Annotated in this window: 18 protein-coding genes; 5 read left to right on the forward strand and 13 right to left on the reverse strand. The window is 35.4% G+C overall.

The features are described 5' to 3' along the window. The first annotated feature begins 248 nt into the window (after positions 1 to 248). Complete coding sequence (locus DU508_RS14420) at positions 249 to 1,136, forward strand: flavin reductase family protein (RefSeq protein WP_115403520.1); 888 nt, start codon at positions 249 to 251, stop codon at positions 1,134 to 1,136. Between the two features lie 24 nt (positions 1,137 to 1,160). After that, positions 1,161 to 1,766: a YdeI/OmpD-associated family protein gene (locus DU508_RS14425; protein WP_115403521.1), complete on the forward strand. Its 606-nt coding sequence runs from the start codon at positions 1,161 to 1,163 to the stop codon at positions 1,764 to 1,766. A gap of 4 nt (positions 1,767 to 1,770) precedes the next feature. On the opposite strand, the gene DU508_RS14430 is transcribed toward DU508_RS14425, so the two are convergent. The 8 genes from DU508_RS14430 to DU508_RS14465 form a co-directional block, all read right to left on the reverse strand. Beyond that, on the reverse strand, positions 1,771 to 2,319 hold the full coding sequence (locus tag DU508_RS14430) for a C40 family peptidase (protein WP_115403522.1): 549 nt from the start codon (positions 2,317 to 2,319) through the stop codon (positions 1,771 to 1,773). A gap of 305 nt (positions 2,320 to 2,624) precedes the next feature. After that, positions 2,625 to 3,326: an SDR family oxidoreductase gene (locus DU508_RS14435; protein ID WP_115403523.1), complete on the reverse strand. Its 702-nt coding sequence runs from the start codon at positions 3,324 to 3,326 to the stop codon at positions 2,625 to 2,627. A gap of 90 nt (positions 3,327 to 3,416) precedes the next feature. After that, on the reverse strand, positions 3,417 to 3,794 hold the full coding sequence (locus DU508_RS14440) for a type II toxin-antitoxin system VapC family toxin (RefSeq protein WP_115403524.1): 378 nt from the start codon (positions 3,792 to 3,794) through the stop codon (positions 3,417 to 3,419). Continuing rightward, complete coding sequence (locus DU508_RS14445; RefSeq protein WP_115403525.1) at positions 3,784 to 4,026, reverse strand: hypothetical protein; 243 nt, start codon at positions 4,024 to 4,026, stop codon at positions 3,784 to 3,786. The genes DU508_RS14440 and DU508_RS14445 overlap by 11 nt, the downstream gene beginning before the upstream one ends. 28 nt (positions 4,027 to 4,054) lie before the next feature. Beyond that, a complete protein-coding gene (locus tag DU508_RS14450; RefSeq protein ID WP_115403526.1) occupies positions 4,055 to 5,833 on the reverse strand; it encodes an aromatic amino acid hydroxylase in 1,779 nt (592 codons plus the stop codon). 239 nt (positions 5,834 to 6,072) lie between these two features. Beyond that, positions 6,073 to 6,573, reverse strand: coding sequence for a GtrA family protein (locus DU508_RS14455; RefSeq protein WP_115403527.1), 501 nt, complete (start codon positions 6,571 to 6,573; stop codon positions 6,073 to 6,075). 75 nt (positions 6,574 to 6,648) lie between these two features. Further along, a complete protein-coding gene (locus tag DU508_RS14460; protein WP_115403528.1) occupies positions 6,649 to 8,577 on the reverse strand; it encodes an LTA synthase family protein in 1,929 nt (642 codons plus the stop codon). A gap of 242 nt (positions 8,578 to 8,819) precedes the next feature. After that, positions 8,820 to 9,509, reverse strand: coding sequence for a CAP domain-containing protein (locus DU508_RS14465; RefSeq protein ID WP_115403529.1), 690 nt, complete (start codon positions 9,507 to 9,509; stop codon positions 8,820 to 8,822). A gap of 275 nt (positions 9,510 to 9,784) precedes the next feature. Here DU508_RS14465 and DU508_RS14470 point away from each other — a divergent pair, with 275 nt between their 5' ends. Continuing rightward, positions 9,785 to 10,981 (forward strand): C40 family peptidase, encoded by a 1,197-nt coding sequence (locus DU508_RS14470; RefSeq protein ID WP_115403530.1) that lies wholly within the window; start codon positions 9,785 to 9,787, stop codon positions 10,979 to 10,981. A gap of 69 nt (positions 10,982 to 11,050) precedes the next feature. Here the strand turns inward: DU508_RS14470 and DU508_RS14475 are convergent, their stop codons facing one another. The 5 genes from DU508_RS14475 to DU508_RS14495 all read right to left on the reverse strand — a co-directional run bounded on the left by DU508_RS14475 (position 11,051) and on the right by DU508_RS14495 (position 16,428). Continuing rightward, a complete protein-coding gene (locus DU508_RS14475) occupies positions 11,051 to 11,815 on the reverse strand; it encodes an SDR family NAD(P)-dependent oxidoreductase (RefSeq protein WP_115403531.1) in 765 nt (254 codons plus the stop codon). Positions 11,816 to 11,901: 86 nt separating this feature from the next. Further along, the gene (locus DU508_RS14480) at positions 11,902 to 12,306 is read right to left on the reverse strand and encodes a helix-turn-helix transcriptional regulator (RefSeq protein ID WP_115403532.1); all 405 of its coding nucleotides are present in this window, start codon (positions 12,304 to 12,306) and stop codon (positions 11,902 to 11,904) included. Between the two features lie 91 nt (positions 12,307 to 12,397). Further along, on the reverse strand, positions 12,398 to 13,228 hold the full coding sequence (locus tag DU508_RS14485; RefSeq protein ID WP_115403533.1) for a ThuA domain-containing protein: 831 nt from the start codon (positions 13,226 to 13,228) through the stop codon (positions 12,398 to 12,400). An 868-nt stretch (positions 13,229 to 14,096) separates the two neighbouring features. Further along, positions 14,097 to 14,780 carry a 2'-5' RNA ligase family protein gene (locus DU508_RS14490; protein ID WP_115403534.1) on the reverse strand — a complete coding sequence of 228 codons (684 nt, stop codon included), beginning with the start codon at positions 14,778 to 14,780 and terminating at the stop codon, positions 14,097 to 14,099. Positions 14,781 to 14,946: 166 nt separating this feature from the next. Next, positions 14,947 to 16,428 (reverse strand): glycine--tRNA ligase, encoded by a 1,482-nt coding sequence (locus tag DU508_RS14495; RefSeq protein ID WP_115403535.1) that lies wholly within the window; start codon positions 16,426 to 16,428, stop codon positions 14,947 to 14,949. Between the two features lie 570 nt (positions 16,429 to 16,998). On the opposite strand from DU508_RS14495, the gene DU508_RS14505 reads away from it, so the two are divergent. Next, positions 16,999 to 17,919 (forward strand): glycerophosphodiester phosphodiesterase family protein, encoded by a 921-nt coding sequence (locus tag DU508_RS14505; protein WP_115403537.1) that lies wholly within the window; start codon positions 16,999 to 17,001, stop codon positions 17,917 to 17,919. 138 nt (positions 17,920 to 18,057) lie between these two features. Beyond that, positions 18,058 to 18,765: an ATP-binding cassette domain-containing protein gene (locus tag DU508_RS14510; protein WP_115403538.1), complete on the forward strand. Its 708-nt coding sequence runs from the start codon at positions 18,058 to 18,060 to the stop codon at positions 18,763 to 18,765. Position 18,766 lies beyond the last annotated feature (1 nt).

Genomic DNA, 18,766 nt, shown 5'->3' on the forward strand with positions numbered 1-18,766 from the left:
GAATTATGCGTTTTCTTATATACAATATGTATTTGCAACTGGCTAAGCCAAAGTAGCGCATCTTCGTTCTACTTTGTTCCGGCCTAACAAATTTTTGGGTATGCACTGTTAAAGCCCAGCTACTGACTTTAATACAAAAATTTTCAGCCGGCCTGTCCGGCTAGGACAAAAAACATACTTAAACCCTATTCTTTTAAAGAAAAATCATTATTCTAAATCCATAACTCACATTAACTAACTCAATTATTGTGCTTACGCTAGAAACCTCTAATTTATCGGCCGTTCAGTTACAAGATTATTTGCAATATGCGATTGCACCACGGCCAATCTGTTTTGCATCGACAATTGATGCGGAAGGAAATATCAATTTAAGTCCATTCAGTTTTTTTAACATGTTTAGCACCAAGCCGCCAATTTGTATTTTTTCACCAGCAAGGCGGGTACGGGATAATACCACAAAACATACTTTAGAAAATGTATTGGAGGTTAAAGAATGCGTGATCAATATTGTTAATTACAATATGGTTCAGCAAATGAGTTTGGCCAGTACAGAATATGCAAAAGGCGTAAATGAATTTGAAAAGGTGGGTTTTACGATGCTGCCATCGGCTATTGTTAAACCACCCAGAGTTGCCGAAGCTCCTGTTCAGTTTGAATGTATTGTTAATGAGGTCATTTCTTTAGGAGATAATCATGGAGCGGGGAACTTAATTTTGGCAGAGGTAAAGTTAATTCACATTAACGAAGATATTTTAGATAGCAATGGTAAAATCGATCAGCAAAAAATAGATTTGGTTGCCCGCTTAGGCGGAGACTGGTATTGCAGGGTTACGAATGATAATTTATTCAAAGTTGCCAAACCTTTAGCCAAACTTGGGATAGGGGTGGATAGTTTGCCAAAATCGGTTCGCTTATCAAAAGTTTTGACGGGCAATGATTTAGGGATGTTAGGGAATGTTGAGCATTTGCCTCATGAAGAGGAAATTGATTTAATCAGTTTTCATCCCGAAGTGAAAGAAGTACTGGATGCCACAATTGGGGATGCAACCAACCGAGAACGCGAGCTTCATGAACTGGCCAAAAAATTTCTGGAACAAGGAGAAGTAGCACTTGCTTTAAAGGTTGTATTACTTTAAATTTAAGATCAAAATTCTTTTGTTATGCATACCATTGTTCAGGTTGATCAGTACATCATAAATGCTGCGGAATTTGCTATCCCCATTTTGGATCATTTAAGAAATCTGGTTCATAAAGCAGATGCCAGAATAGAAGAAAAAATGAAATGGAGCATGCCTTTCTTTGAACTAAAAGGAACAGTTTGCCACATGGCCGCATTCAAATATCATTGTGCTTTTGGGTTTTGGAAAGGCTCGTTGTTGAATGATGAATTTAATATTTTTAAAGATCGTGAGCAGGCAATGGGAATGCTTGGGAAAATTAAATCATTTAAAGATTTACCACCAGATGAAGTACTTATTGCTTATATCCGGCAGGCTATAAAGTTGAATGAAGATGGTGTAAAGTTGCCGCCTAAGCCCAAAACGAATGAAAAGCCTGCATTGATATTGCCTCAATATTTTCTTGATGCTTTGCAAGGAGATCCAACAGCATTAAATATCTTTCAAAATTTCAGTGAATCCAACAAGCGGGAATACGTTATGTGGCTGGAGGAAGCTAAAACCGAATCTACTAAACAAAAACGTTTAGATACTGCAATAGAATGGATTGCAGAAGGAAAGCCCAGAATGTGGAAATATAAAAAGTAACCGCTTATAAAATGCTTACCACTTTCAGGAAACGACTTTTATAGTGCCCGTCTAAATCTGTTATCGTAACTCCTTTTGCTTTGCCAGATGATGCGTGGATAAATTTGATTCCATTTTCAGTAATGGAATATACTATACCAACATGACCTATTCTTCTTACTTTGGAATTGCTGCCTGTGAATATTAAAACATCACCAACCTTAGCATTTTCCAAATTGGTTTCTTTTCCAGTTGAACTAAATTCTCTTGATGATCTGGGTACTTTAAAACCAAAGTTGCTAAAAACATAGCTTACAAAACCCGAACAGTCAAAACCGAGTTTGGGATTGCTTGTTGCATATCTGTAGCGAATTCCTAACATGCTTTTTGCAAAGTCAATCAGTGATTCAGAATTAGTTTCCTGGCTGTTGTTATTGGTTGGTTTTGCTTCTTTAGGAAGATTAACAACCAGTTTTTTTACCAGTTCCTGATATTGTGGTGGTAAGGTTGTTTGGGCTTTTCCTGCTGTTGCAGACAAAATGAAAAACAAAATCGCGGCTATTATTTTCTTCATATGTTGGCGCCAAAGATATGAAAATTATTTAAGGCAAATTAAAATGTTGAAAATGAGTTTAAAATGACAGAAAACTTAAATGAAAAACTGCTCGCTATATTGAATTTAGCTTGGCAACTTTGGTATAAAAGAAGAGTCAAAGTACGAATACTTAACTATGTTATAGAGAGTTTACCATTAAGAAATTGAGGTACACATAATGTTTTTAATTTCTTAATGGTCATTTAAAAATATTGACTTGAATTTGGTTTGGATAAGCAATCTGGTTTCCTGCTAAACTAAATAGTATAGTAGAATATGAATTTTTATGGCGTTGTTACAGCCACAGGCAATATCTTGCCATTAAAGAATTTATGTCCTGTTTTAGCAAAATCAGCTACATATTTTCCCATTTCAAAAGCCATCACCGGACTTTGATAGCCAGGAAAAGCAGTTTCGAGCATTTCTGTTTGAGCGGAACCCAATGCCAGGCAATTTACTTTTATTCCAGTTTCTGCTAACTCAAAGGCCAAACATTCTGTTAAAGTATGTAATGCTGCTTTACTGGCAGAATATGCAGATAAGCCAGGGAATTTAACGCTGCCTTGAAAGCCACCCATGCTCCCAATATTAACAATATGACCATCACTTTGCATTAATGGCAGTGTGTTTTGTATCATCCTGAAATGGGAGATTACATTACTTTGCAGCATTTCTCCCAAATCAATTTCGGTGGTATCTGTAAAAGGTTTATTAATCAAAGCTCCCGCATTATTGACCAGAATATCTATATGGCCTAACCTTTCTTTTAAGAATGGTATCAAAGCCGCGTAATCATCATTAACAATGTCAAATTCAACAGGGAGTAAAGTACAAGCTGGATTTATACCTTTAGCTATTTCTAAAAGCTTACGCAGTTTTTCTGCGGAGCGGGCAATCGCTACAATTTTATTATCGTTTTGTAAACTAAATTCTAAAGCAGCTTCAAAGCCAATTCCACTGCTGGCACCTGTAATTATAATGTTCATTTAGGAGATTTTTCTATCAATGAAGAGAAATTCATCAGTTAATTTATTGGCAAATCTAATTATTCTAAATGCTATTGAGTGATTTAGATTTTAATCTATTGGATTTACAAGTTCAACGCTTCCGATTATTTTATCAAAATCTTCAATATTGTTTGTTATAAGTTTGCCTTTTAATACCTGAGCAGTTGCATAAACAATTGCATCTGGCAGTTTTATTTTGTTGTTTTTTCTTATTGCAATAGTTGTTTCAACAACAATATCGTTTAATGGCACAACATTTAATGAATTTATTAAATCTACCAAAAAACCTTCTTCTAATTTATTGCGAAAGGAATAGCCTAATAATTCCATTTTGGAAATAACTGAAATGGAATAAACCATGTTTTCTTCAAATATTTTTTCAGGCTCAATGAGCTTTTTAGATAAATAAATTAGGATGTTGGTATCGAATACAATGTTACCATTCATCTCTTATGTCTTTTTGCCATTTTGATGGATCATCAATATCCTGAAACATTAAGCTTTTATCTGTTTTATCAATCGCTTTTTTGAGTTTCTGATAGGAGCCCTTAGGTTCTTCAACGATATTTGGTGTATCTATATTTACATCTACTTTTTCCACGAATGACATTTCCTTCAGAATTTTTTCTAAAAGGACTGCATTTTCTTTATTATCGACCTGTACGGTTAAGGTTGTCATAGAAGTAAAGTTAATAATAATACATTAATTATTCTACAATCAGCTGGCTTACAGGATTCTTAATTACATACAGTCCATCATTAATCAATTTGTTATGATCTGGCTCTCTTGCTGCCTTAAGTTCAAGATAAATCTGTATTTCTCTTTCAAGCTGATGGTATATTTTTTTATGATGAACGATTTCTAAAATTTCAAGTGCGCAGAGCCAATCGTGCCTGTGATTATTTTTAAGCCGATTGAAAATCTCTGGAAGCTGAGCTAAGTTTTCGCCACTTTCTCTAATTTCTCTAACTTTTTTATAAAGCGCATGAAGCTTTAAAGTCTTTTCATCGTAAGTGATTTTGTGCGTTTTTTCCTGGCTTATTAATGTAATTTCTTCAAAAGCATCCTTATCGGCAGCGCCATTAAAAACAGAAACTATTTTTTCTCCTACAGCCATATCATAAACGCCCCATTCTGGTTTGAAAAGCACATTTCCATTACCTTCTATCACAGTACAATCGATGAAAGTGACCAAAATAAGCTGATCGTTCTCTTTAAGGATTTCGTTCACATTTCCCATTACTTTTATTCCACTTTCAAAAACGAGTTCAGCATTGTTTTCCAAAATAATTCCCGCTGCTTTTAATTCTTCGTTGTTGAAGTTTTCCAAAGGTTTTGATGCATCTTTCAACCTTCCAACAGGTGATGAAAATCCATCTTTATGATAGTTCTTTCCGTGGCCGGGTAATTGTTTTCCATTGAAAGCCAATGCCGATGGACCAGTGGTTTTAATAAAAGTAACCTCATCATCAGCGTTAATCCCGATATCAGTAAATACGCCGCTAACTTGTAAGCCTGAGCTATAAACAGCAGTTGCAACATTTTTACAGGCTATTGCTTTCATTACACTTTCTGCACCACCTACTCTAAATGCCATGGTATTTGCAAATTGTTCAAGTACATCAATTAAATTTTGGAAAGTCTCTGTTACAAAGAGTTGAGGTTGCGGTTTTGTAATATCATAAGAATAGTTAATGGTATCGATATTATACCAAAGTTTTTTCACATCGCTCTGCATGCAAGATGCACTTTCGCCAATGGATGATAACAAACCAGCGCCGTATATTTTAGGATTTTCTAGCGTTCCGATTAAGCCATATTCCACAGTCCACCAATGGAGTCGGCCAAGTAAAGCCATTTCTGAAGGTTCGCCCATGTTTTCGCTAATGTAGCGCAACTCCTTTTCAGCCTTAGCTATTTGTAACTCGTCTGTATCAACCGCTTCTTTCAAAATAGAAAGCTTCCTGATGGCTTCGTAAAGTTCAAAATCTTTTTCAGAAAACATGGCTTTTGCACCAATAGAACCAAAATAACTCAGATAATTATTGTAATCTGTATCAGCAATTATGGGTGCATGACCAGCACTTTCATGAATAATATCAGGAGCAGGAGTGTATTCAATATGGTTAATTTGCCTGATATCTGCAGCAATTACCAAAACCCTGTAAGCCTGATATTCCATAAATGCGGCAGGCGGAATAAATCCATCTACAGTAACAGCACCCCAACCAATTTTACCCAAATTGTCATTCATGGTTTGCAAATCGGGAATATATTCAATGCTTAAGCCAGCTCTTTGTAAACCTTTAATATATGGATAGTAAGCCACATTTTTCAGGTAACTATAGTTCTGACGCATTACATATCGCCAAACAGCCTGATCTATTGGTGTATACTTTTCGTAGTTTTGGGCTACAATGAATTGTTTTAAATGCCTGGGCAATTTAGCTACCTGTGCATTATTAAAGTCATTAAAATGGCTCATGGTTTTATGAAAATAAGTTGGTCGGGAGCTAAGTTATGCTCTTGCTTTTATCTTCGCAAGAAACCCACTGTATAAATTAACAGCTCACTGTAATAAAGGTTTTTGGAAAGCAAAACCATGCAGGTTGAGAAATTCCAGCCTCGCAATAACTGCTGCGATGAAAAAGAATAGGCATTCGTGATTATCAGGTTTGTTAACTTTGGTTTGAAAAACTATCCGCTGGATGGCAGCGCAAAGAACTAGTGGTTTTTAGATTTTGAATTTCCAAGTTTTTTAACACTGAAAGTGAAATAGTGTTGATAAAGATAGCTGAAGCCAGCTATGATTACTGAAACCACTAAACGAGAAATGGTTGGATAAATACCTAAGATTTCGACGAAAAATTTCAATAAAACGTAATTCAAAAGCATATTAATGAACTGTAGGTTCAAAAATCGAAATAATTGAATACGTGATTTTACTTCGCTATGCGTAAAAATGACGTATTTGTTTAATATGAAACTGTAAGGAATTACGATAGCAAACTCAACTGCCAACGCCATAGTGTTCCGCTTTAACGTTATGGCTAAAACTTTAACTTCTTCACTTAAAAACAGATAATTGTAAGCCAGATAAAAAATAACAAGGCCAAGCACAAAGGTACTTCCACCTGTGGCTAAATACCTGAAGTTGTGTAGGGAGATAAATCTTTTAAATGGTGGATGAAAAAAATCTATAAAAGATAAAATGGCTTGACGCATTATTGAAATTAAGTTGACAAAAATATAAAGATTTGCTGCAAATGTTAAATTAATTCCAAAATCGTATAAGTTTTTTTAATTAACCGTTAGCTTATTTTCAATCATCCTGTTGTTGTATTGCTGAATAAAGGCCTTAAGATGGTTTTCCAAATCGCTTTGTACCAGGGGCAATTTATTAAGCAAATTATTTTTGTTAAGCCGATCGGTTTTTAGGTTATAAAGTGAGGTACTTATCTTACCATCACTGCTTAATAAATAATCTCCTTTGTAAAGATTAAAGGTGCCGTCGTTATGGTTAACAACAAAATCATTGGGATTATCCTTAAAAGCATCGTTGCCAAATGCTAAATAAGGTTTGTCGTAATTTAAGTAGTTTAAAACCGTTGGCATAATATCTATTTGCTGCACATTTTTATCGACCTTGCCTTTCAGGTCACCTCCAGGGTAGTAAAATAAAATTGGAATAGAAAAATATCCTGCCGTGGTTTGATATTCTGGTAAATAAGAAACGGTGGCATGATCAGCACACAAAACAAAGAGCGTGTTTTTGTACCAGGGCATTTTGGAGGCCGTAGCAAAGAATTTTTTCAAAGCCATATCGGTATAACCCATTGGTTCCTGTACCTCTAAAGGACCTTTTGGAAACTTTCCTTTATATTTTTCTGGTACCTTAAATGGATGGTGTGAAGAAAGAGAGAAAAAAGCGCTAAAGAATGGCTGTTTAAAAGTGTTCATTGTTTTTGCCATGTATTGCATAAATGGTTCATCCCAAATTCCCCAGATCCCATCAAAATCATCATCATTATTGTACTCCGTTTTACCATAATAATGTTCTATCCCTGCTAAGTGCGTATAAGAATTAAATCCCATTGATCCATTTGGCGCGCCGTGAAAAAAGGCTGTTTCATATCCTTTTTCGTTTAAAAGCTTAGCTATACTGGTGGTTTTGTTTCCTGAGTAATTGGAAAGTACAAATGGGCCACAAACCGATGGAATTCCTGAAATGACAGATGGCAGCGCATCTATAGATTTGCGTCCATTTGCATAAGTATGTGAAAAGGTATAGCTATTGGCCACCAAACTATCAATAAATGGGGTAAAACCTTTATATTTCCCATTTAATAAATCAGTGTTTAAACTCCCAACATGTTCTTTCCCTAGGCTTTCAATGATTAGAAAAACTACATTTAGTTTTTTGAATTGCTTGCTGGTATCTGGCTTATGAATGGGATTGTAAATAGTGGCCAGCGTTGTCTCATCATAATAGTCTACTTTTTTCAGTGGTTTCTTGGTTAAAGATCTGATTAAGCAGAAGGGCGTGTTCAAAACCAGGCTGATCTCATTGGGGCTATCAACAAATTCGCCAGCATTGCTCATTGTAATAGGCCTTGTACTATGTCTCCAGCCACCTCTCATTCCTACAATTATCAAAGCAATAGAAACAACTAGTATAATCGCATTTAGCACATAGTTTGGCCAAACATAATACTTTGGTTTTTTAATCTTAAAGAAACTGTAAAGCCTGATAAAAACCCATATCGTTAAAATCAGTAATAAAAGCAGGTACCAGTAATCGATTAAAAAATCAAAAATTAACTTCAGTATATTTTGTTCATGTCTGAATTGGCCTGCAAAATCTGCAGTTGTTCGTTTTAACGTGAATTTGTAGTACGCAAAATCAATAAAATTTGCCAGAATTCCGATGCTGTTGGTAACAATAAATATCCATTTGCAAATCGTTTGATACATTTGATTATATCTAAACTCAAAAGGCAATAATTGCAGGATCAGGTATAGTGAATTAATATAGAGTAATGCCGAAACATCAAACTTAACACCTCCAAAAAGGATGTAAACAAATTTTCCAAAGGTTGGAATGTTAAACAGATCATGGTTAAAGGCGTAAAACCCTAATCTGCACAAAGTGTAAATAAATAATATTAAAAATAAACGATAGCAAAGCGCCGCGTAAAAATTAATATTACGTGATGTTTGGTTAGGCATTGATCAGTTAATAGCCGGCAAATGTAATAAATTATAACAATTGTATAATATTTTTGTTACAATATTTTGTTGCCTGTAAATGTACTATGAAGTAGCAGCTTAACAGATCTAAAAGCTTCATGCTTTTACTCAGAATGCAGTTCATAATAAAAAAGCGATTTCAGGAATGCTCAGGTTTTTATGAGCAGGAGTCAGATATCCTCTGTTTTTTTAGAAATAATTCGAAAAGCCCTGAAATAAATTTATTGATTACTGGTGTAAAACATAGGCTGTGCAACAAAATCTATAACAGCGCACCAGGTGTATGATGGATGCCTTTGAATACCCACTCCAACAGTATTGAGTTTGTTTTTTTGATCTAAAATATTAAATCGATGCCCCAGAGAGGGCACGCCGCAATCCAGCAATAAATGACAGACGATATCAAGGCTATTGGAATATCCAAAGTCGATGTTTTCACTCATGGTTTTATTTGGGAAATGTTTTGATAATCGTTTAGAAAAACTATCTCCATTGCTGCTTTCGTGAGTGCCGATATTATTCTTATTTAAATCCTGTGCATGAGTTTTGCTGAGTATTGATAATTTTTCATCAGGATAAAACATTTGTAAATTTTTAACAACACGCAAATGCTTTAGCAGTGAAGTATAGTAAGAATTTGTTCTCGTAATTTTAAGTTGATTGTAATTACTATACTTTTTAACCATTGCATTATAATTGTTGATATAATCCTCTAAAAAAGTATAATAGAATTTCTCTCCATCAATCCGAATCAAATTCATGTACATGATGATATTTTTCTCTTCGTTGGTAAGATATGTGGCATTGGCTGCGGTATTTGCCTTACGGAATTCGGCATCTGTCCAGCTTTGACCATTGGCCTTGCTCAAGAAAAAGCCAATTAGGATAAAAAATAAAAATAGTTTGTTCATTTGGGGGACGATTATCATGATAACGACAATTCAAAACATTTATTTTTTTATGATTGAATTAAGCTTAAATAATGATGAGTAAGCAATTAGTTACAGCAAATGAGGCTTGTTAAAATCGAAATATTATTAATTTTAACAAGATGAAACCGTCATGATTTTCAAAACCCCATCAGGGCTCATGAGTACCAATAAAAACAATAACTAAGAACGAATAATCACACAGTGGAATGAATAAATCATGACAGCTTCACTACCTTTGAAAACAAATTATACGGATGAAAAAACTGATCATTTTAGGTTTATTTTTAAGTGCTGCTTTTTCTTTAAAAGCTCAGGTAGATACAGCTGCTATTAGGGGCTTTGCCAATGCAGTTAAAAAGGAATTTGCGCCAGATAAACGATCAGTTTATTTTAACGTTATATTCAGAGGAGATACAGTTTTTGCTGAAAGTACCTCAGAAAAAGCATTACAGAGTTTAAACAACCAAATCAATCATATTAACGGGCTGGTTAGTGTTAATCAGTTATTACCATCAAAATCATTAAACGGGATGGAATACGGTTTAGCAAATCTATCTGTTTGTAATAATCGTTCAACACCGCAAAACTCGGCAGAGATGATGACACAAATGATTTTGGGTACTCCAGTTCAGGTTTTGAAAAAACAAGGAGGTTATTATCTGGTAAAAACACCAGATGGTTATATTTCCTGGACGGATGGAACTGCAGTTACGCTAATGGATAAAGCATCATTTGATTATTGGAAAACCGCAAAACGAATTATTTATCTGGCCGATTATGGCCATGCTTATAGCAAAGCCGATGAAAAATCGGTTCGTGTTTCTGACCTGGTTAAGGGAAATATCTTAGAATCAATAGGGGAGGATAAACTGTTTTATCATGTATCATTTCCCGATAAACGAACAGGTTACATTAAAAAAAGCGATGCTGAACTGTTTTCCAATTGGAAGAAAAGAGCCAATCCAGGTGCGGAAACGGTATTAGCAACAGCGAAAACCTTATTAGGTGTTCCTTATTTATGGGGAGGTACATCTATAAAAGGTGTAGATTGCAGTGGTTTTACCAAAACAAGTTACTTTTTAAATGGAATAGTCATTCCAAGAGATGCTTCTCAACAAGCATTGGTTGGCGAAGATGTAGATGTTTTGGAAAATGATTCGATCAGTTTAGCCAAGTGTCTGAAAAATTTGAAAGCTGGTGATTTGCTGTTTTTTTCTGCTGCAAAACTTCGGGGGAACATTGGTGGAAGAATTACCCATACAGCAATTTATATGGGCGATGGAGAATTTATTCAATCTGCAGGAATGGTTCGGATTAACAGCTTAAAACCTGAAGCTAAAAATTTTGATGAGCATGAAAGTAGGACACTGGTCAGTGCTAAAAGAATTCTTAATCAGATAGGTAAACCCGAAATTACAAGGGTAGATCAGCACGATTGGTACGGGAATTAATTCAAATTAACCACAAAGGCATAAGAAAATCTTATATTTATGTTCTTATGCCTTTGTGGTTTTGTAAGCTTACAAAAACATGCCGCCTGATGCTTCAATGCGTTGTGCATTAATCCATCCCGCTTCTTCGGTGCATAAAAAGGCTACAACACCTCCAATATCATCGGGCAAACCAACACGGCCCAAAGCTGTTTGTGAAGCAATGCCTGCATTCATCTGTTCGTTATCCCGAACAACACCACCACCAAAATCAGTTTCGATGGCTCCTGGTGCAATAATGTTTGATCTGATTCCTCTATAACCCAATTCTTTTGCCTGATATTTTGTTAATGTTTCCATTGCGCCCTTCATGGCTGCATAGGCCGCATAACCTGGTAAAGCAAAACGGGCCAAACCCGTAGAAACATTAATGATGGCACCTCCGTCGTTTAAAATTGGCAACGCTTTTTGTGTTAAAAAAAATGGCCCTTTGAATTGGATATTAAGTAATGTGTCAAACTGATCTTCGGTTGTTTCGGCAAAAGGTGCATGGATGCCAATGCCTGCATTATTAACCAAGAAATCGAATCGCTCTGCATTGAACGTTGATTTTAAAATTGTTTTAACTCCAGTAAGAAAACTTTCGAAAGTTGTGGCATCAGCCACATTTAATTGTAAAGCAGCCGCATTAACACCCAGGTTTTTAATTTCTTTAACCGTATTTTCTGCTTCTTCCTTTTTTGATTGATAAGTTACGATCACATCAATCCCTTTTTCTGCGATTTTTAAAGCCGCATTTTTTCCTAATCCCCGACTACCACCAGTAACCAGGGCAATTTTATTTTGTCTTTCCATTTGCTTTTAATTTGATTAACAAAATTAACAGGAAGGTTGTTGTGAAAATGGTGATAGCTTAAGGTAAAATGGTGACAGTTTAAGTTTTATATGGTGATAACTTCCGCATTTGATAGCGATTTGAAATAATCTTCGCGATATTGTTTTGGCGTTTGGCCAGAAAAGTGTTTAAAGAATTTGGTAAAATTTGACGGATCGTAAGTAAGTATTCTGGCAATCTCTGCGATAGGTGTGCTTATATTTTGTAACATCGATTTAGAGATTTCCATTAACCGTTCTTCAAAAAAGAAGCAGGGAGAATGTCCTGTTGCAGCTTTTATGGTGTTGCTTAAATGAGTTGGGTGCACATGAATTAAATCGGCAAAATCTCTAACCTCAAACATCTCCGTTACTCTTCCGGATACAATATCATCAAGATGTTTATCTAATTCTTTTAAATAATCTGCAGCAATTTCATGTCGGCGGGCAAAGAATTTCTGTGGAATTTTCATGTTAAGATAAGTTGATGTTAGAACAAATATAATACTGCAACAAATGAATAAGAAATTTGCTTTACAACGACAGGTGTTTATGACAACAGTATTATTTTAATTTGCTATTTCCCAGCCACATTAAACTATTCAAAATCATTTTGTTTTGGATTTTATTATTAAAGGTATAAGAAAGGGTTTTATTGGTTGTATCGTATTTATGTTCATAATCAATATCGTTATGCCCCATATTTACATAAACCATTTTATAGTTTTTATTACTCCAAACGACTGGATAATACCCACTATGCCATATTTCGTGCGCCTTTGGTCCTGTACCCAATGGAAAACTACCCGAATCAATCGCCAACAAAATTTTAATGTCTGGATTTTTCCTTAAATCGTTTTGCCAACGGTACCATTCATTGGGTTGTGTACTAAAAGTTTTTGGAAGATTTTTAGTTACGGGATGTTTACCGTCCTCTACTTTTAAAATGGCAGATGTTGGCCTCCAGGTATTGCTTCCATATTCTCCTGAACCTAAAAAGGTGTTGTGGTACCAATTCCAGTTTTGGTCGAATGCTGATTTCGCTAAAGCAAACGCCGAGAAGTGAAATCCCATCCACCCGCCTCCATTTTCCATGTATTGCTGAAAAGCCAGGCGTTGTTCAGGTTTTTCAGGTCGGGTGTCTAAAAATAAAACTACCTGATATTTTGAAAGGAACTCTGCATTAAGATTATCCCAATTATCGGTTGAATCATAACTGAAATTATATTTTTCGGCCATTTCAGGGAACCATTTATTGGCTTCGTGTACAAAACTGATGTGCGCCTGATCGTTTTTAGCCGTATAAAAGGCAATGACATTGAATTTATGCTTTTGAGCAGAAAGATTAAATGTAGTGAGTAAAAGGATGGTAGAAATTAACAAGAATTTGTGCATGTGGTTCTTTATTTGCCTGGTTAAAAATAACAAATTAAAGGCCTCATGTGAGTAATATTTAAGTTAGGGATAACGAAATCAATTTCAAACTGGAATCAAATTAATTTTTAAATGACCATTAAGGAATTAAGAACATTAAGTCTGGTTTAATTCCTTAATGGTAAATTATTATACGTTGAATTGATCGTGATCGGCCAAAATCAAATAATTTTTAAATGACCATTGAGGAATTCAGAACATTAAGTCTGGTTTAATTCCTTAAATGGTAAAATTATTATACCTTGAATTGATAGTGATTGGAGCCAGAATCAGATTAATTTTTAAATGACCATTAAGGAATTCAGAACATTAAGTCTGGTTTAATTCCTTAATGGTAAATTATTATACCTTGAATTGATAGTGATTGGAGCCAGAATCAAATAATTTTTAAATGACCATTAAGGAATTAAGAACATTAAGTCTGGTTTAATTCCTTAATGGTAAATTATTATACGTTGAATTGATCGTGATCGGCCACAATCAAATAATTTTTAAATGACCATTGAGGAATTCCAGAACATTAAGTCTGGTTTAATTCCTTAATGGTAAATTATTATACGTTGAATTGATCGTGATCGGCCACAATCAAATAATTTTTAAATGACCATTGAGGAATTCCAGAACATTAAGTCTGGTTTAATTCCTTAATGGTAAATTATTATACCTTGAATTGATAGTGATCGGAGCCAGAATCAGATTAATTTTAGATGACCATCAAGGAATTCAGAACATTAAGTCTGGTTTAATTCCTTAATGGTAAATTATTATACCTTGAATTGATGGTGATTGAAGCCAGAATCAGATTAATTTTTAAATGACCATTAAGAGGTTAAGTTTTAAATGAAAACTCATGCAATTTCTTTACAAATTGCTCACGCTGATACCAATCATTGTAAACCAGTTCTATTTTATTTACTTCGAAAGTTCCGAAATCAAAATCCCTGTATTTTTCTATCAATTCGAGTAAAGCATTTTTGTTTTGTAATTCTGTTCTAAATCTTATGATGGTAGAATGGGCGGTTTGTATGGCATAACGTTTATCTATACTTTGTTGGAGATCAGAATTTTTAAACGTAAATCGTAAATCATTACGAATTTCGTTCAGTGCTTCAGTTAAAAATCCCTGAATCAGAATACAGGATGGAGATGCTGTTAACCCTCTGAACTGAATTTTAAAAGTTGAATGTTTTGCTAAAACCTTGTCGATGAGTTGTATGTATTCTTCTGTGTTTATATCTGCTAAATCAAATCCATCGTAACAGGAAATAACCGACATTACAGTAATATGCAAATCAGAATTCTTGTAGAAGTACTGGTTTGGGTCAATTGCTCTTGCCTTATCTAAAAATTGTTGAATATTAGCTTTGGTACTTTCATCAGGCCTAATCAATAAAGTAATTCCAAACCGTTTGTCAGTTTGATCATCAATTAAATGGTCTATTTCATAATTGCCGGTCGAAATTTTTGTAATAGATTCAGTGTAGAGCTTGTTGTAATGTTCTGCTAAATTCATTTCTTTCTGTACAAAAAAGTCGCAGATTGAAACCTGCGACTGAATGCTATTGGTAAAATGAGGCTGTCCAATAAATCAACTTCGTCATTTCCGTGAAAACAGGAAACTCTCGTAGTCCAGTTAGGTTGAATACCCGAACGAGACTTTTTGGATGCCCTCATAATGATTAAGCCAACAAAGTTTTCCAGCTAACAGCCTTACCAACAATGTCTGCTAAATCAGCAATCGCCACACGTTCCTGGTCCATGCTATCGCGATGGCGGATGGTAACCGTATGATCTTCTAAACTTTGGTGGTCAACCGTGATACAAAATGGCGTACCAATGGCATCCTGACGACGGTAACGTTTGCCAATCGCATCCTTCTCTTCATAAATACAATTGAAATCAAATTTCAAAGTATTCATGATTTCACGGGCTTTTTCAGGCAGACCATCTTTCTTGGTTAAAGGGAAAACCGCAACTTTATATGGAGCCAAAGCAGGATGTAAGCGTAATAAAGTGCGACTATCTTGTTTATCTTCGGTACTTAAATCCTGCTCTTCAAAAGCATTGATCATGGTTAATAAAAACATACGATCAAGGCCGATGGATGTTTCGATCACATACGGAACATAGTTTCCAAAAGGTTTACCATCTTCATTTAAATCATTATCGAAATATTGCATTTTCTTGCCAGAATATTCCTGATGTTGTGTTAAATCGAAATCTGTACGGCTATGAATCCCTTCAACCTCTTTAAATCCGAATGGGAATTCGAACTCAATATCAGTTGCTGCATTGGCATAGTGAGCCAATTTTACGTGATCGTGGTAACGGTATTTCTCAGGTGCAGTTCCCAAAGCCTGATGCCATTTTAAACGAGCTTCTTTCCAGTATTCGAACCATTTTTTGTCTTCGCCAGGGCGAACAAAAAATTGCATTTCCATTTGTTCAAACTCACGCATACGCATAATGAACTGGCGGGCAATAACTTCATTTCTGAATGCTTTGCCAATTTGTGCAATACCGAACGGAATTTTCATTCTTCCCGATTTTTGAACATTCAGAAAGTTGACGAAAATACCTTGTGCCGTTTCTGGACGAAGATAAACCTCATCACTACCTTCTGCCATTGCACCAAATTGGGTACTAAACATCAGGTTAAACTGACGAACTTCAGTCCAGTTTTTTGTGCCGCTAACGGGGCACGCTATCTCATGTTCTTCAATTAAAACTTTAAGTTGAGGCAGGTTTTCAGCTGTTAAAGCAGCATCCATATCGGCCTGTAATTTTGCGGCTTTATCCGTTTTGCCATCTTTTTCATATCTGGCAATTTTATCTTCCAGCAACTGGTCGGCACGGTAACGTTTTTTTGAATCCTTATTGTCAATCATCGGATCGTTGAAACCATCAACGTGACCACTGGCTTTCCAAACTTTCGGGTGCATAAAAATTGCAGAATCAATTCCCACAATGTTCTCATGCATTTGTACCATGGCCTTCCACCAATAAGTTTTGATATTGTTTTTCAACTCGGCACCCAACTGGCCGTAGTCATATACGGCGCTTAAGCCATCATATATTTCGCTACTTTGAAATACAAAACCGTATTCCTTAGCGTGTGATATTACATTTTTAAATTGTTCGTCGTTATTCTTTTGAGCCATAATGGAGGCAAAGATAATAAATAAGGTAAAAGGTAAGAGGTAAAAGGTAAAAGGTTTTTGACTAGGATTTTAAGGATTATAGAATTTTAGATTCTGGTTAAAGTACAATGAACTTAAATGTCTTGTATGGTTCAGAAATTTTTAGAAAAACAAGCTTAGCGTTTACCGGTTACAGCAGCCCTGCTTTGTGCTCCAATCTTTAATGATGTTGTTTTTAATGATGGATAAATCAGGCATTTTGCAATTCCCCCCTTTTAGAGGGGTGCCCGCAGGGTGGGGTGTTTTTTTGTCCTGGCAGGACGGGCTTTTTTGTTTTTCAGTTTTTGTTTGTTTTTCATCGGTCTTCAAGCTTGCTTCGCAGATTTCACGAAGGATCTGTTTCATCGGTTGCAGATCCTTCGTGCCTCAGGATGACAACAAATGCTGGGTCGCTGCAATTTTAAAATATTTCATTTTTGTAAGGTTTAGTTTCAAAAACAGTTACCTGGTTTGTGATTAGGTGTTGGTAACCAATCAACCGATGACGAATGAACCGTTGAACAATTAAGCAATTTAACTTACTTTTGAACCATGAAATTTAATCATTTAATTTTCCTGACTTTAATTACGGTTTTTATATCGTGCAAACAGGAAGAAAAAATTCATCACTTCATTAAATTTAATACCACAGAAGAATTATATCAATTCTTAAAGTGGACGCCCGAAAATCGTTTTCCGTTAATCAGTGCGCATCGTGGAGGGCCGATGCCTGGCTATCCTGAAAACTGTATCGAAACATTTGATCATGCCACAACTTATAATCCTGTAATTATTGAATTCGATATCGCTTATAGTAAAGATTCAGTTATGGTAATTATGCATGATGATCAACTGGACAGAACATCGACAGGAAAAGGCGCAATAGCAAATTATACTTACGAAGAGTTAAAGGCATTTAATTTGAAAGATGAAGAAGGGAAGGAAACAAACTTCAAAATCCCGACTTTGGATAGTGTTTTAAGCTGGAGTAAAGGAAAAGTTTTATTAACGATTGATTTAAAAAAAGGTGTTTCTTATAAAAAAGTAATTGAAAAGGTAAGGCAGTACAGGGTTGAAAGTAACTCGATTATTATTACCTATACGGCTAAACAAGCGCAAGAAGTGCATCAATTGGCTCCAGATTTAATGATCTCAGCTTCAGTTCAAAAGAAATCGGAGTTGAAACGTCTTAACGATTTAGGTATTCCAAATAACAGAATTGTAGCTTTTGTTGGTGTAACGGCTCCAGGCAAGGAACTGTATAATTATCTTCACGATAAAGGGATTACCACTATTTTAGGGACTATGGGAAATATCGATAAAAGTGCAAAAACCAGTCCTGCTAAAATGGTTTATTATCATTTGGTAAATAATGGAGCTGATATTTTATCGGGAGATAATTTGCCCCAGGCAGCAGCAGAATTGGATAAGTTCAGGTATAATAAAAAGTTAAGCTCGGCACATATAAATTAAGCTTACTGTCATTTCGAAGCATGAAGCAATCTTTCTCGCCAATTGGATCGCTTCTTACCCCGCGATTACGACCAACTTAAAAAACTTTACAATCTTTGCGAAAAACTTTGTGTTCTTTGCGGTTAACAATAAAACAAAATGAGCATCTCTGTTAAAAATCTTTCCAGGCATTACGATAAGCAAAAAGCGGTCGATTCGATTAGCTTTGAAGCTAAACCTGGTCGTATTTTAGGTTTCCTGGGGCCGAATGGTGCAGGAAAATCTACCACCATGCGTATGCTTACAGGATATTTGGCGCCAACATCCGGCAATGCTGAAATTTCAGGTAAAAACATGATCAATCAGGCAATAGCAGCCAAAAACCATATTGGTTACTTACCTGAAAATACACCCCTTTATACTGATATGTATATTAAGGAGTTTCTTAATTTTGTTGGTCAAACTTACCAATTGAAAAATTTGTCAAACCGTGTTGATGAAGTTATTAAAGTGGTTGGTTTAATACCTGAGCAACATAAAAAAATCGGGATGTTATCTAAAGGTTACCGCCAGAGGGTAGGATTGGCTCAGGCTATTATTCATGATCCTGAAGTTTTAATTTTGGATGAACCCACTTCAGGCCTTGACCCAAATCAATTGGTAGAGATCAGGGCTTTAATAAAAGCGTTGGGAAAGGATAAAACGGTTATTATTTCTACACACATCATGCAAGAGGTTGAAGCCATTTGCGATGACATTATCATCATCAATAAAGGTAAAATTGTAGCAAATGATACCATCGAAGGCATTAAAAAAACGCATAACCAAAACTCATTAGAAGATATTTTCAGGAAACTTACTGCTTAAA

This window comes from Pedobacter chinensis (assembly GCF_003339865.1).
Taxonomy (GTDB): domain Bacteria; phylum Bacteroidota; class Bacteroidia; order Sphingobacteriales; family Sphingobacteriaceae; genus Pedobacter; species Pedobacter chinensis.